Origin of the sequence: Streptococcus mitis, assembly GCF_000722695.1 — a bacterium.
In the GTDB taxonomy this organism is placed as follows: Bacteria; Bacillota; Bacilli; order Lactobacillales; family Streptococcaceae; genus Streptococcus; species Streptococcus mitis_O.
Map to the genome: position 1 here is coordinate 199,414 of NZ_JPFU01000015.1, position 14,296 is coordinate 213,709.

General features: G+C 36.7%; 13 protein-coding genes and 1 pseudogene. All 14 read right to left on the bottom strand.

The annotated features are described in order from the left end of the window. Nucleotide 1 precedes the first annotated feature (1 nt). The 14 genes and pseudogenes from SK629_RS10435 to ltrA all read right to left on the bottom strand — a co-directional run bounded on the left by SK629_RS10435 (nucleotide 2) and on the right by ltrA (nucleotide 13,259). Nucleotides 2–808 carry a metal ABC transporter permease gene (locus SK629_RS10435; RefSeq protein WP_042901816.1) on the bottom strand — a complete coding sequence of 269 codons (807 nt, stop codon included), beginning with the start codon at nucleotides 806–808 and terminating at the stop codon, nucleotides 2–4. Further along, nucleotides 801–1,505, bottom strand: a complete 705-nt coding sequence (locus SK629_RS10440) for a metal ABC transporter ATP-binding protein (RefSeq protein ID WP_042901817.1) — start codon at nucleotides 1,503–1,505, stop codon at nucleotides 801–803. The genes SK629_RS10435 and SK629_RS10440 overlap by 8 nt, the downstream gene beginning before the upstream one ends. Further along, the gene (adcR, locus tag SK629_RS10445; RefSeq protein ID WP_042901818.1) at nucleotides 1,505–1,945 is read right to left on the bottom strand and encodes a zinc-dependent transcriptional regulator AdcR; all 441 of its coding nucleotides are present in this window, start codon (nucleotides 1,943–1,945) and stop codon (nucleotides 1,505–1,507) included. Before adcR ends, SK629_RS10440 begins: the two co-directional genes overlap by 1 nt. 152 nt (nucleotides 1,946–2,097) lie before the next feature. Beyond that, nucleotides 2,098–3,366, bottom strand: a complete 1,269-nt coding sequence (gene dltD / locus SK629_RS10450) for a D-alanyl-lipoteichoic acid biosynthesis protein DltD (protein ID WP_042901819.1) — start codon at nucleotides 3,364–3,366, stop codon at nucleotides 2,098–2,100. Then, the gene (dltC, locus tag SK629_RS10455; protein WP_000351967.1) at nucleotides 3,359–3,598 is read right to left on the bottom strand and encodes a D-alanine--poly(phosphoribitol) ligase subunit DltC; all 240 of its coding nucleotides are present in this window, start codon (nucleotides 3,596–3,598) and stop codon (nucleotides 3,359–3,361) included. The genes dltD and dltC overlap by 8 nt, the downstream gene beginning before the upstream one ends. A 12-nt stretch (nucleotides 3,599–3,610) precedes the next feature. Next, a complete protein-coding gene (gene dltB / locus SK629_RS10460) occupies nucleotides 3,611–4,855 on the bottom strand; it encodes a D-alanyl-lipoteichoic acid biosynthesis protein DltB (protein WP_042901820.1) in 1,245 nt (414 codons plus the stop codon). Next, nucleotides 4,852–6,402 carry a D-alanine--poly(phosphoribitol) ligase subunit DltA gene (gene dltA / locus SK629_RS10465; protein ID WP_042901821.1) on the bottom strand — a complete coding sequence of 517 codons (1,551 nt, stop codon included), beginning with the start codon at nucleotides 6,400–6,402 and terminating at the stop codon, nucleotides 4,852–4,854. Before dltA ends, dltB begins: the two co-directional genes overlap by 4 nt. A gap of 20 nt (nucleotides 6,403–6,422) precedes the next feature. Beyond that, complete coding sequence (locus SK629_RS10470; RefSeq protein WP_000813667.1) at nucleotides 6,423–6,554, bottom strand: teichoic acid D-Ala incorporation-associated protein DltX; 132 nt, start codon at nucleotides 6,552–6,554, stop codon at nucleotides 6,423–6,425. Nucleotides 6,555–6,865: 311 nt separating this feature from the next. Beyond that, a pseudogene (locus tag SK629_RS12965) lies at nucleotides 6,866–8,044 on the bottom strand (ryptide export MFS transporter). 7 nt (nucleotides 8,045–8,051) lie between these two features. Continuing rightward, complete coding sequence (locus SK629_RS10480; protein WP_042901833.1) at nucleotides 8,052–9,143, bottom strand: MFS transporter; 1,092 nt, start codon at nucleotides 9,141–9,143, stop codon at nucleotides 8,052–8,054. Then, on the bottom strand, nucleotides 9,140–10,459 hold the full coding sequence (kwcM, locus tag SK629_RS10485) for a KxxxW cyclic peptide radical SAM maturase (RefSeq protein WP_042901822.1): 1,320 nt from the start codon (nucleotides 10,457–10,459) through the stop codon (nucleotides 9,140–9,142). Before kwcM ends, SK629_RS10480 begins: the two co-directional genes overlap by 4 nt. Before the next feature lie 69 nt (nucleotides 10,460–10,528). After that, nucleotides 10,529–10,642, bottom strand: coding sequence for a KxxxW-cyclized peptide pheromone (locus SK629_RS12970; RefSeq protein WP_194252049.1), 114 nt, complete (start codon nucleotides 10,640–10,642; stop codon nucleotides 10,529–10,531). Nucleotides 10,643–10,674: 32 nt separating this feature from the next. Further along, nucleotides 10,675–11,538 carry a helix-turn-helix domain-containing protein gene (locus SK629_RS10490; protein ID WP_042901823.1) on the bottom strand — a complete coding sequence of 288 codons (864 nt, stop codon included), beginning with the start codon at nucleotides 11,536–11,538 and terminating at the stop codon, nucleotides 10,675–10,677. A 443-nt stretch (nucleotides 11,539–11,981) separates the two neighbouring features. Then, nucleotides 11,982–13,259 carry a group II intron reverse transcriptase/maturase gene (gene ltrA / locus SK629_RS10495; RefSeq protein WP_042900158.1) on the bottom strand — a complete coding sequence of 426 codons (1,278 nt, stop codon included), beginning with the start codon at nucleotides 13,257–13,259 and terminating at the stop codon, nucleotides 11,982–11,984. Nucleotides 13,260–14,296: the final 1,037 nt, after the last annotated feature.

Here is a 14,296-nt window from a genome sequence, read left to right on the forward strand (position 1 = left end):
CCTATTTGATAAAACGTTTTACTAAACTGATCAGTAAAAAGACAGTTACAAAAATAATGGTAATACTTGCGCTTGCAGGTGTTTCTGCATAGTAGGAAATGTAAAGTCCTGCTACCATTCCCAAAAATCCAATAGCACTGGCTAGCAGCATAACCGATTTAAAGTTTTTCCCCAGACGCAGGGCAATACTAGCTGGCAAGACCATAATGGTCGACACCAAAAGAGCTCCTGCTGCAGGAATCATAAGGGCAATGGCCACCCCTGTCACCATGTTAAAAAGAATGGACATGGTACGAACTGGCAAGCCATCCACAAAGGCCGTATCCTCATCAAAGGTCAAGATATACATTGGACGAAGGAAGAGGACGGTCAAAATCAAAACAACCGCCGCAATGACAAAAAGGGAAATAACCTGCTCTTCGCTGATAGTCACGATTGAACCAAAAAGATACTGGTCCAAACTCATAGAACTCGAACTTTTACCCTTGCTCATGACAATCAGAGAAACAGCCAGACCTGTTGACATGAGGATAGCTGTCCCGATTTCCATAAAGCTCTTGTAAACCGTACGGAGATACTCCAAAAAGATCGCCGCAATCAAGACAATAGCAATAGTTGAAATAGTCGGAGAAATCCCTAGTACCAGACCAAAGGCTACACCTGAAAGCGAGACGTGGCTGAGGGTATCACTCATCAAACTCTGACGACGCAAGATAAGGAAGGTTCCCAATACCGGCGAGAAAAGACTCATGGCAATAACGGCCAGAAAGGCACGTTGCATAAAATCATAAGATAACAAACTAAGCATGGCCTACCTCCTGATCATTCTCATGAACGTTGAAACAACGCCATGGCGAGTCTTGGTTACGAACTAGATGAATATTGCGGTCTGCATAGTCCTTAACTTCTTCAGGGTCATGAGTAATCATCAAAACAGCCTTGCCATGATGATGGGCGCTGTGGTGCATGAGTTCGTAAAATTCGTTTTTACTTCCTGCATCCATCCCCGTTGTCGGCTCATCTAGGATAAACACATCTGGATCAGAAGCAAACATACGTGCAATCACCGCTCGCTGCTTTTGCCCCCCAGATAGAGAACCCAAGCGTTTGTCTCGGTGTTCCCACATGCCAACTGAGTCCAGACTAACCTTGATATGCTCCTCATCATGAGCATTCAAGCGACGGAACCAACCTTTTCGTGGATAGCGTCCCGACTTGACAAATTCATAAACCGTACTTGGAAAACCTGCATTAAAACTGGCAATCTGTTGAGGAAGATAGGCTATTCTCAATTTCTTACCCTGCGTATTTGTCTTTGAAATGGTCACCTTGCCAATGCGTGGCTGAAGGATTCCAAGACTTGCCTTGATTAGTGTCGTCTTAGCTGCCCCATTTTCCCCTGTCAAGGTCACAAATTCCCCACTATCAACACTATAATTGATATGTTCAAGAACGGGCTCCTTATCATAATAGAAGGATAAATCCTCTACCGTAATATATCTCATTATTTGATTTCTCCTACTAAAGCAGTCAAAAACCGCTGGATCACTTTTTGTTCATTTGGAGTAAACTGAGTCGCCACTTCTTCATAGGTTAAAAGTGTATGCTCATGGTGATGATGGTGCTCCTCAGCAATTGGACGAGCCAAATCAGTCAACTGATAAAAAATCACACGCGCATCCTTAGGATCTTTAGACGTTTCCAACATTCCTTCCTTGACCAAAGATTTAATGGCCTTGGTAACTGCCGCCTGACTGACATTGAGACGACGGGCCAATTCTGAATTTGTTAAAGATTCCTCTGACAAGAGCATGAGAATATGCTCCTGGGTATTGGTCAGAGCCACCTCGCTAGTGCAATGACCTATTAAAATTTCGTGCTGGTTTTCTGCCTGCAAAATTACTTCATTCAAAAAGGCATCTATATCTTTTGCTAACTGTCTCATATCTGACTCCTTTCCTTATATGCTTCTCTATTTTCAAGAGAGAATACTATTCTGTGGCATTTTATTTACCAGTTAATTATATCACAAGCAAAAAAAGAGTCAAGAAAAAACGTGAAAACTAGTTTCATTCTCGAACTCTTCCATATTATTGTCTATTGAAATTCCTTGACATCTCCATCATAAATCGCCCAGTCTTTTGTGAAAAAGCGCTCATTTAGATGATAGGTAGGAGCTGGTGTGGGATTGGATAGGAAAGGATCAACTGCCTTGTCAAAAGCCAACCAACCTAACCAACCAAGGTGAATGGTATCCTTCATAAAGAATGGTTCTCCACCATCCTTAGAAAAATCTGCTATATTAGTGAAGCCTTGGCTTTCTAACTGATATCGAATCTTCTGTACTGTTTGTTGATACATATCCTCTCGTAAACCAGCATAATCCATCCACTTTTTATTAACAGGCGGAATGATAAAAATCGGGTTTACCTTAGATTTGGAAAATTGGGTTAAAACCAACTGTAAATCATTATATTCTGGAGACTTGAGATAGGTATAAGTTTTCTGAGAATCCTTTAATTTCTTAAAATCCTTCTTAATCTGCGTATTATAGAAATAATTTTCCATTCCAAGGTCATTATTAGACGTATTCTTTTCTGCATCTGCCTTAACAACATCTTCTATGGCTTGATAAGAAAACTGGTCTGGTAAGGTTTTCAAATACTTAACTACATGCTTATCGTAGTTGACATAAGCTCTGAAAGAAAATTGACCAAAGAATATCGATTGTCTCTCATTAAAACGAGACATTAAAGCAACTAAATCATAATCTGTTTCTGAAAGAGATTCTCCTTTAGCCAATTTCATAACCATGTCTTTATTAGCTACATGAGGATACTGTTGAAGGAGGCGACTTGCTGCATATTGACTCGCTTGATCTCCCGACTGATTTTCTAAAAAACTAGTTAACTGATCTCCGTTGAAATACTGTTGAAAAGCTGCTGGTTCGTATCCATTTTTACTAAACCACTGAGGTGAAATAACAAAGACAGCTTGCTTATTTTCCAATTGCGGTAACATCTGTTGCATCCCAAAATACTGATTAAGAGATGCAGCTCCTCTCTGACCTAACAAATAAGGTCTATAGGAACGATTATATTTTTCCGCCAATACTGAAGGATGGGCACTATCAAAACGTAACCACTCACTCGATCCAAAAAAAGGAACAAATCTTAAATCAGGATCTGACAGAGCCCTAACTTTTTGAAATCTTTCTTTAAAACTATCAATTGTAGTTGCTGCTGCCGATCGCTTTTCCTTTATGATATCATGAGCACTACCAGTAGGGAAGAAGAAAATCAAGAGGTAAACCAACAAACCAGCTGTCAAGACCGGTCCGAAGATCATCCATAAGCGTTTAAGCATTTTGTAGCTCCACAATACCAGCTATGATTTTATTAGCTGTATTCCAGTCATCTCGACCAAACTCTGTTACAGGAACACGAATGTCAAAACGGTTTTCAATCTCCACAATTAATTCAACCGTCCCCATACTATCCAAGACACCTGCATCAAAAAGATCTTCATCCATCATGTCAGAAACATCTTCCATAAACAACTCATCAATAATTTCGATAACTTCTGATTTGATATCCATATTTTATTTCCTTTATTTTTTAAACCATAAATCATTCAAAAATCCAGAAAAGATTAAGAATGACAGCATGACGACATGGAAAGTCACAACCATGCCAAGCAACTGAATCCAGCGATTCTCAGGTAGAGCAGCCTTCCCTGCTTTTTTCCGTTCCTTATTGAGCGTTTTTTTCTTGCGAATCCAAGCGTCATTAATGACCAATCCTAATCCATGAAAGAGTCCATAGGCGATATAGTACCAGGTCACTCCATGCCAAAATCCCATAATCAGCATATTTACAATGTAGGCCACACTTGAGGTTACATTGCGATTCTTAAAGACCTTCTTTCTGGTCAATACCATCACCATTCTCATAAAGACAAAGTCACGGAACCAGAAAGAGAGACTCATGTGCCAACGATTCCAAAATTCCTTTAAATCTCTTGATAAGAAAGGTTTGTTAAAGTTGATAGGGCTACGGATCCCCATCAAATTTGAAATGGCTAAGGCAAACATAGAGTAACCTGCAAAGTCAAAGAAAAGCTCCAGACCAAAGGTATACATAACTGCCAAGGCATAGAGGTTAAAGAAGCCACCTGACTGCAGGGCTAGATTCTTCAGAGGAGGTAGTAAGGTCTCTCCTAAAACATGAGCTAGGATAAACTTATACAAAAAGCCCCACATGATATAGCGAACAGATTCATCCAGCATATCCATCAACTCATCCCTCTCAGGAATGGTCTGATAATTTTCATTAAAACGCTTAAAGCGATCGATTGGACCACTTGAAAAAGTCGGCATGAAGAGAAGGAAACGTAGGAATTCCCAGAGGGTAAAATCCTTAATCACTCCATCTCTCAGCTCGATAATAATCCCAACCGAACGAAAGGTCAGGTAAGAAATTCCCAAAAATCCAAGCAAAGACTGCGTTCCATTGATAGCAGGCTGCACCTTGACAAAGATAATTGGAAAGAGAGACAGAAAACTAACTAGGTAGAAAACCCACTTGCCATCCTTACTTTTTCGATAATGCTTGTAGAAGAGTACGAGCAATATTTCCCAACAAAGATAAATACCTAAAGCAGCTAATTGATTGGTCTTCCCACCCACCAACATGGTGACGATAAAGAAAAGACTAACCAGCACTTCATACCAGGCAAAGCGTTTCTTAAAAAATAGACCGATAAAGATGGGTAAGGTTGCAGCAATCACATAGACAAAATACTGAGGATTGCCATATGGCTCTAAATGAGGAAGCTGTTGAAAGAACTCCATCATCTCTTGTTCACCTCGTTAATCAATCCTTTAATGTCAATTTTCCCATTTGGAGTCAGTGGCAAACTGTCTCGATAAAGCAATTTGGACGGCATCATATAAGACATCATAATATCTGTCAAGTCTTCCTTAATGGCCTTGGTAATATCGATATCACGTTCAAACTGCTCACGGACACCGTCTTTTAAGATGACATAGGCCAGTAGATTTTGTACCTTGTGGTCCTTGTTATAGCGCGGAACAGCAACAGCCGACTCAATAAAACGAGACTTGTTGAGGTTTTGAGAGACATCTTCTAACTCAATGCGGTAACCGTTGAACTTAATCTGGAAGTCCATACGTCCGCCGTAGAGAAGCAAACCTTCATCTGTCATAGATCCCACATCGCCTGTGTGATAGGCTGGCAGTCCTTCAAATTCAAAGAAGGCTTCCGCTGTTTTTTCAGGATTGTTCATATAACCTTTTGAAACAGCTGGCCCAGAAACAATGATTTCTCCCTGTTGACCATTTGGCAGTTTATTGCCTTCTTCATCAATGATAAAGGTTGGAGAATCAGCCTTGGTATAGCCGATTGGTAGGCGTTTGAGAGTCGCTAACATCTCGTCTGTCACAGCAACTGCTGATAGGGCCACTGTCGCTTCTGTTGGACCGTAAGCATTGATAATTCGGGTATTTGGGAAACGCTCGCGCAATTTTTGAGCTGTTTTGACCGTCAATTCTTCGCCATCAAAGTAGAAATGCGTGATTCCAGGCATTTTCTCACTATTAAAGTCTTCAGACAACATGGCCATATCCGCAAAGGATGGTGTTGAAGTCCAGATAGCGATTGGCAATGAAAAGATGGTCGCAAAAAGTTGTTTAAAGTCCTGTGTAATGGCAGATGGAAGAGCGAAAAGTGTACCACCAAGTGCCAAGGTCGGTGCCCAGTACATGACAGACAGATCAAAAGAATAAGGCGGTTGAGCCAGCATTTGCGGACGACTTGGTGTCGCAAATTCCTTATCCGTAATCATCCAGTTGGTAAAGCTGAGGAGATTATCATGGGAGATCTGCACTCCCTTAGGCTTACCAGTCGTACCAGAAGTAAAGATAATGTAGTAGTTATCATCTCCCTTGACTGAATGCGTGATTTCATAGCTGGTCCCTTTATCAAAGGTTCCTTGAACCTGAGCTAGATTCATTATCGGTGTAGAAACCTGCTCCAATGGAAAGTCTGAAATGGCAATAATCAAGCTTGGATCCGCTACTTCTAAAATAGCTGAAACTCGTTCCAAGGCCGAATGGCTATCAATTGGAATGTAAGCATGACCTGACTTAGTCAAAGCTACAAAAGTTGCCAACATTTCATATTCTTGGCCACCAAAAACGACTACAGGAGACTTCTCTGGCAAGTCTAGTTGGTCAATAGCTGCAGCCAAACTATCCGAATCAGCCTTTAAATCGCCATAAGTGTGTTCCTGCCCTAAAACATTATAGACAGGATAGCTAGGCTGGGTCTGAGCAAAATGCTCAATGGTTTCAATCATATCTGCTATTGGTTTATTTGACACAATAGGGATTCTCCTTCAAGTTAAAATTCATTATAGATAAAGCTTCCTTGACCCTGTCCAAGATAGCTAAAGAAGTAAAGCAGCCCTAGAAAGATAAGAAAATACAAGGCTGTCCGACCAAGAAAGAGGTACAATTCTTTTCTCTGTTTCATCAAGAAAAACCATTCATTTCTGTAATTTTTCGCTAAAATAAGAGTGATTCTTACTAGCTTATTTTTCTACCATTGTACCATTTTATAGGGTAATTTTTCAATTGTTTGCCGTACATTTTCACTGCATTTAAGCTAATTTTAAAGATTATGCAGTTTTTCTATGTATATTTTAAGTAGAGAAGTCTAGGTAAAAACTCTATTTCAGTAGAAAATGAAGTAATTATCCCCATAATAAAACGCATAATATCAAGTTTTTTCAACACCTGATACCATGCGCTTTTCTGATTTTTAAAGACTTTTTAACCAGTCTCTCATTTAAAATAATCTCGTCTGATATAAATTAAAATAGCTTCTATCATCAGACAAATGGCCGACAGCCAAAAACTGATGCTAATACCAAAACTCTCAGTAATATAGCTCATTAGCAAAACAAATACTGAAAATGATAGTGTTGAAATCACTTCCAGAACGGAATAGACATTAACCAAGTTATTTTCCTCTACTGTTTCCTGAAGAAATACACTTTCAGGAACTTCTTTTAGTTGCGATAACATACCAACTAAAGCTGAAAATAATAAAAACATCTGTGCGTTTGGAAAATATAGAATAGTCAGTGTCACTATTACCATACCTACAAGAGAAAAAAGAATACTTTCCCATTTAGCAGCAAGAAACTTTTCAGATAGCCTAAAAGCAATTAAGCCACTAATTATAATCCCGATAGAGTATGCTGTATTAGAATATCCCCAGTAACTTTCCGTTTCATTTAATAGCTCAGTTACAAAGACAAGTATGATAGAAGAAACCCAAATCGTATTTGAGAAAATTTCCAATAAATTTGCTGACACAAAAAGTCTTAATCTAGGATCTCTAGCAACTAACTTCCAACCTTTGAGTAAAATTTCAAGATTAGTTTCTGAATCTAACACCTCCACTTCAGCCTTAGGAAGCAATAACATCAGAAAGCTAGAAATGATATACAAGATTAAAATGATAAACGTGGTAGGTAAGAGACCAATTGTTGCAAACAAGAGTCCACCTAATCCTCAACCCACCAATTGAACAGCTTCACCACTCATTGATAAGGCTGAGTTAGCCTTGCCCAAATCGGTCGCATAGCGTGGCACAATAGCATAGGAAACGGGTGCTGCAAAACCATCTAATATGGAAATTACAACAACAAATAGATAGATCACCAAAGGCGCTACTGATTGCATTACGGTAAACATTCCTACCAGTATCGTTAATAATATAGTCTTTCCAAATTGAGATAAAGATAAAACCCTATTTAGCGCTAACCTTTTAGTAACTAAAGGAACTAAAAGACTTGCAACAAAAGAGGATATTCCTATTAAAATAGGAACTAGTGATGTGGCAATTACTGATTTTGAAATAATGTATATGTTAGCAATGATGGTTACTCTAAAGAAAATATCTGCTAAATTTGCAAACAATTGAGAGACTAACAACTTGACAAATGAATTAGACATGTACTTTTTAAAATCTTTCCCCTCTGTTTAAAAATAAATAAAATCCTAAGCAAAAAAGAGCCTGAATTCCAAATATTAAATAATTACTTTTTATACTAAAGTTATCTGCAAAAGCACCGGCCAGAAAATCTGCTACCATAAAACTTATTGAAATAAATAAATTATATGCCGACCACAATACTGCTCTATTTTTCTCTATCGACATATTAAATTTAGAATAAAAATGGTTATTATAACTGGAATTGAGAATACGCATTAATAGAAAAGTTATAATTTGGATGAATAAATTGGTTTGAAAAAACATAAAAATAGCTAGTATTGGTATCATTAAACTTATTTCAAACTTAATTTTTAGATAACTCCCCAAAGCCATAGATATATTAAACATAAATAGTACGATACCCAACATATCTAATGAGAGTCCCTGTTCATTTAAAAATATACCTGCATAAGAGTTGCTAATCATAATTAGAGTTGAGAATGCTACTCCTAACAATATTAAGTTCCACGGAATATCTTTAACATTATCGATGCTGAATATTTTTTGATTATTATTCAGTGTATTTCTGATTTCAGGTAATCCTATTAAATTTAATTGACTTAAAACCACAAATACAATGGAAATAATAATCGGATAACTATAATTCCTATTCAATAAATATGGAGATATAATTGTAATAATAGCAATAAAAACATATTTTACTGTATTGAGATATTTCAAAAATGATTTATATACTACCTCGTCATCAATTATTTCAAAATTATAAGCATTAAGAACTCCTGAAGATAATGATTCCGACAATCCAAAAGATATTGTTGAAATATATATTATATTTGATTTTCCAAACAGTAAACAAGATAGCGCTAAAATTAATAGGAAATTTGATATAACCAAAATTTTCTTGTAACCAAACTTACTTGAAATAACGCTTAATGGAATATCAAAAACTGCGCCACATAACTCAGTAATAACTGATAAACTAGCTATTTCTGTGAAAGAGAAACCTAGATACTTTAAAAGTAACATTGTTACAAAGTAATACGGTAATCCAGACAGAAATATATTCATCACATATAAATTAAAAATCCGTTTACTCATAATTTGCAAACTGAGTCTCTAAAATATTCTGGACTCTTCTCCTTAATCAAGTTAACATAACAGCCGCCTTCGCAAATTTTTACTAAGCCACAAGATAAACATTTAGAATTCTTCGTTCTAAAAGAACGAATTTCTCCATACAACAAGTCATCATACCAAATATCTAACAAATTTTTTTCAAAAGCATTTTGCTTGGTCCGATTAATTCCTAAAAAGGCAATACAAGGCATGATATCTCCATTAGACATTATTTCCATTTTAGTATACTTCGCACGACATCCATAATACATTTCATCAAACTCTGAGAATTCAATCGAATTATTTATTAATTCTGGATAGGCGGTGTAAAGATGACACCCCTCAGTAGCAAAATTTAACTTAGCTTCTCGTTGAGTTATATAATCTGTAACATACTTATTCAGTCTTCTCAAATCAGCTAAATCGTATTTTTTCTTTATTTTAGTATATCCTGTTACCTCAGAATAATTGGCTATTGAAAACCTATCTATTTTATTCTCTATACAAAAATCAACTAATTCTATAATTTGTTCATAGCTTTGCTTTGTATACACTGCATTAATTCTACATTTTTTCCCAACAGCTTTAAAATATTTCGCTAATTTTATCTGTCTATCAGGTCTTACCCCCATCAATTCAAAATTTAATTCAGGATTTAAAGTCTGCAAAGATAAAACTGGTGTAATATAGTTAGAATTAGTCAGAATATCTACTGTGCTTTTCTTTATTAACTGGGCATTGGTCGTTATAGTAGTCTTCAACTTTAGTTTTTCACAAGCTATCAATAAATTATCAATATCAAAATATCTAGTCGGCTCTCCACCTAAAATTGAAATACTAAGCACTCCATTATCTTTTGCCTGACGCAAAATTCGCTCCCAATCTTTAGCAGGTTTGGAATTTCTATCTTCTCGATTTGCTAAAAAACAAAAACCACATTTTAAATCACAGTACATACTAGGATATATTACTAATTCGAGTGGAAAACTCAGTATATTATGCTTTTTTAATTTTGCTACATGCTTCCTCGCATTTTTTAAAGTTTCGGCAGGATCTTTCAATGTTCCCTCAATATTTTTATCAGAATAGATATCTAATGATAATGCTCGCTTTAATTTTCCTGCTTCTATATCTTTCTTAAAAAAAGAAACAGCAATTTCGAAACCATGGGTTTGAACTAGATATAGAAAAAAAGCCTCCGTCTCATCTAATTCAACTCGATCAAAATTTGTTTTATTTATTAAAATTCCACCAAACTTCTCTAGTCTAAATAAAATATCTTCTGAAATTCTTCTCATCTTGAATACCTTTCTAAAAAAGCAGAGGGAAAAGTAACCTCTGCTTATCCTATGAGATAAATTACTTTATCACTTCCAACCGTCGCCTTTTGCCATAGAACTAGACTCAAGGACTTTTTCAAGTTCTTTAGACATAATTGTAACTCCTTTCAAATAGGATACTGTAATTATATTCTTTTTCATCACTTACAATAAAACATTCCCATATCTGCGTATTACCTTTTACTAGCTAAAATTTTTTCTAAATGTCCTTCATAATTCTTTGCCAAATGGTTACTTCCCGCTAATTTCATTGCTCCAATACACTTCCTCATTTCAATAATTGCTTTGCAATCCTTCTCTTTTTTATAGCGATATAGATATTGGGCATACTGGAATACCAATCGCTCATAAATTTCAGTTTCAGTGAAAAAGCATTGGTTTAGTCGTTTTTCAAAATACAAAGCATCAAGAAATTTTCCTCTTTCAATACATGTGATATATCCGTTCAATAGCATAGATGAAATCAATCGTCTATTATTTGGAATTTCTTTGTAGAAATCAGAACGTCTAGACATCTCTCTAGCCAAAACCATAAAGACATCGTGTTTTAGGACATCTAAAGTATTTGAAAAAATCAATAATTCATAGTATCCCCAATATTCAACACTAAAGAGATAGTCAGTTAGATAAGATAAATCGTCACCAGAATAATAAGCTTCTCCAGATAAATCTTGTAAACGAATTTTTAATAAAATAATGTTAAGCTTATGAAATTTCTCTTGTTTAGAATCTGACTCTATCTGAGAATAAAGTAGTTTTTTCAACCCATCAACATCATGATTTGATACAAAATGCCTAACCTTTGATAAGAGTTCGTTCAGTTCATCACGATGAAAATCATGAACAGCATACATAAATTCATCAATAGGCATGTTAATTTCATCCAAAATAGCCATAAATTTTGAAATGGTTAAATCAGTCTCTCCCTTTTCAAAACGTGAGAGCTGTGATGTTGATATACCAGCTTTTTCGACATCTTTCAAGCGAAAACCTCTAGATTCTCGAAACTTTTTAAAAATTTCTCCAAATTTTTTCATAATATCTCTCCAACAAGCATATATGGGAACAGTTTTTGATTTTTAATATTTTAGCATAAAATAGAAGAAAACAAAAGTGAGGTATTTCACATGAAAAAACAAAAATTATTGCCTTTATTCTTCCTAATTTTGGGAGGAATTATGATTATCGTTGTTGGCTAGTACTAAGAAGTTAGTTAGTAGAATACTTACATCTTCAATCGAAAAAGAGACTGGGAAAAAGTCTTAAAAATCAGAAAAACGCTCAAATCCTTTGGCGCTCTAAGCTTTTCTAATGATAGATAGGTCAAAAAATTATCTGAAAAGTTCCCAGGATCGTCGTCTCAGCATCAAAAATACGTGAAATTTGCATAATTAAAATAAATTTCAGGGGAGTTAATCGAGTAGGGGATAATCTCTAGCCCCTCTCACACCACCGTACGTGCCGTTCGGCATACGGCGGTTCAACTAACTTTTAACGCATGTCGTTCAAGGTAATAATCCAAACACGAAACCAGTCCACGTTTTTTAAGGACTGGTTTTGATATAGCACGTTTAAGTACCGACTTCTGAGCTACTAATTGATAATGGTCGCCCCAGCCAGATACCTTATCTGCTATCCATTTAGGAACTCCTAACTTAAGCAATCCCCATAATCGTCTAGATTTCTTCTTCCATTGCTTCCAGATAATCACTCGTAGGCGAGTGCGCAAGCGCTCATCTATGCTGGTGACAATACTTTTCATATTTCCCAATGAGAAATAGTTTATCCATCCTCGAATGGACAAATTCAGTTGTTCAATACGTCTTGTTAAATCTATACTCCATTTCCTCTGTGTTAGTTTCTTCAATTTAAGCTTAAATCTCCGAACACTATCTTGATGGGGGCGACTTTTCCAACCAGCTGATGATTTCCAGAACCCGAAACCTAAATATTTCAACTCTCTTGGTCTAGTAATCTTAGTCTTGGTTATGTTTACTTTCAAACCTAGCCGTTTCTCAATAAAACGACTGACTGAATACATCACACGCTTAGCGGCAGCCTCGCTTCCGACCGTAATCACACAATCATCTGCGTAGCGCACAAATCGAAGTCCCCTCTTTTCTAATTCCTTATCCAATTCATTAAGCATGATATTGGATAAGAGAGGAGATAAATTTCCTCCCTGTGGTGTGCCAATTAGCGTTTTATGACGCTGACCGTTAATGATAACACCTGAATGAAGATACTTACGAATCAAGGATTCCGTATCTCCGTCTTCGATAATGTTATGTACTAAGGACATCAATCTATCTTGAGGAACTGTATCGAAGAATTTCTCTAGGTCTATATCCACTATCCACTCATATCCATCGTTAAGATACTCTAGTAGCTTGATGATGGCTTTTTCACATGACCGATTTGGTCGGAACCCATAACTCGTTTCAGAGAAATGGGGTTCACAAATGGGGGTAAGGACTTGAATAATGGCCTGTTGAATCATTCTATCCATAACTGTTGGAATTCCTAGTTGACGGATGCCTCCGTTTGGTTTGGGAATCTCAACTCTGAGAACTGGTTGAGGCTTATATTTTCTTTGTTTTATCCGTTCCTTAGTCAGGCGCCAGTTTTGTCTGAGATAATTATCCATCTCTTCGATAGTAATTCCATCAATCCCAGCTGAGCCCTTATTGGATTTTACTTGATTGTAGGCTTCCAGCATATTTTCGCGTGATAATATCTTATCTAGCAATTTTGACATGTGCGTATTCCTTTCTTGTTTTGGTGCCTGAGGGACATCTTATATTGGTGAACCTTCATCTAGTCAATACGTGATAGAGTCCAGTTCTATCAGACCGTTCGTTTTACAGACACAAGTGAAGTAGGATTACTTCAATTAGTTGTTCACCCCTTCGCTCCACTTCCATTACAGAAGTTTCCTCACTACTATGGGCTCGGCTGACTTCTCATGATTCGTTGTTACTACGCTTTCAGCGCTCATGAGACCTCACGGGATAAGTTGTACATCTTTCCTCGTTTACTCTCGTGATTTACGCATATAGGTTACGACTACCTTTTTGGACTTTAGAGTTTGAAGCCCCCTTATCCGCTATATACGCCTTACTATCACGTTCCTGTTCGTAGAGCCACGATTTCGCTATCCCTTCCTCTCCCCGCTACCTCACGATAGTCAGGCTTGGGAATCGCTATTGGGTTCACCGGTAGCGGGTGCCCACGGAGGACTTACACCTCAGATATACGACATGCCCGTCGTACTTCAAAAAAACGACGATTTAAATCGCCGTTTTACTATGATAAATATGCAATCTTTTTTTGAAAATACGTCTATTTATTTTTTATGGTTTTTTATTGTAAAGTAGACATAACCGAATGAACATAGGTTGTCGAAAGCAAATGAAAAAACTGCAAGGATGATAGCTCCTGTATCTAAATAACCTCTTTCAAGACCGTTTTTCAACAACAACAATCCTGTAGTTTCGACAAAGATCAAAAATAAAAATATATAAAAAATTTTCACATTAAGCATATTGTTACCGCTTTCTTTTTATTTGGTTTTATTGTATAATAAAAGTTGAAAAAAATCAAAAATAAAAAGGAGTTTCCGTTATGTCTAAGATGTTTAAATGCATGTGTTTGCTAGTTATGTCTATTTTCTGTATGTCTAGCATTTCCCCGTCGCTTGTTGTTTTTGCTGATGATAGCTTATCGGCAAACTCTAAAGTTGTATCTGGTGAGACTCAGTTTAAGAATGGCTCATCAGTGCAGTTCGGAGATACG

Bases quoted from the DNA above. Each gene is read 5' to 3' on its own strand.
- SK629_RS10435 (WP_042901816.1), bottom strand. From the start codon at position 808: ATGCTTAGTTTGTTATCTTATGATTTTATGCAACGTGCCTTTCTGGCC.
- SK629_RS10440 (WP_042901817.1), bottom strand. From the start codon at position 1,505: ATGAGATATATTACGGTAGAGGATTTATCCTTCTATTATGATAAGGAG.
- adcR (WP_042901818.1), bottom strand. From the start codon at position 1,945: ATGAGACAGTTAGCAAAAGATATAGATGCCTTTTTGAATGAAGTAATT.
- dltD (WP_042901819.1), bottom strand. From the start codon at position 3,366: ATGCTTAAACGCTTATGGATGATCTTCGGACCGGTCTTGACAGCTGGT.
- dltC (WP_000351967.1), bottom strand. From the start codon at position 3,598: ATGGATATCAAATCAGAAGTTATCGAAATTATTGATGAGTTGTTTATG.
- dltB (WP_042901820.1), bottom strand. From the start codon at position 4,855: ATGATGGAGTTCTTTCAACAGCTTCCTCATTTAGAGCCATATGGCAAT.
- SK629_RS10470 (WP_000813667.1), bottom strand. From the start codon at position 6,554: ATGAAACAGAGAAAAGAATTGTACCTCTTTCTTGGTCGGACAGCCTTG.
- SK629_RS10480 (WP_042901833.1), bottom strand. From the start codon at position 9,143: ATGAGTAAACGGATTTTTAATTTATATGTGATGAATATATTTCTGTCT.
- kwcM (WP_042901822.1), bottom strand. From the start codon at position 10,459: ATGAGAAGAATTTCAGAAGATATTTTATTTAGACTAGAGAAGTTTGGT.
- SK629_RS12970 (WP_194252049.1), bottom strand. From the start codon at position 10,642: ATGAAAAAGAATATAATTACAGTATCCTATTTGAAAGGAGTTACAATT.
- SK629_RS10490 (WP_042901823.1), bottom strand. From the start codon at position 11,538: ATGAAAAAATTTGGAGAAATTTTTAAAAAGTTTCGAGAATCTAGAGGT.
- ltrA (WP_042900158.1), bottom strand. From the start codon at position 13,259: ATGTCAAAATTGCTAGATAAGATATTATCACGCGAAAATATGCTGGAA.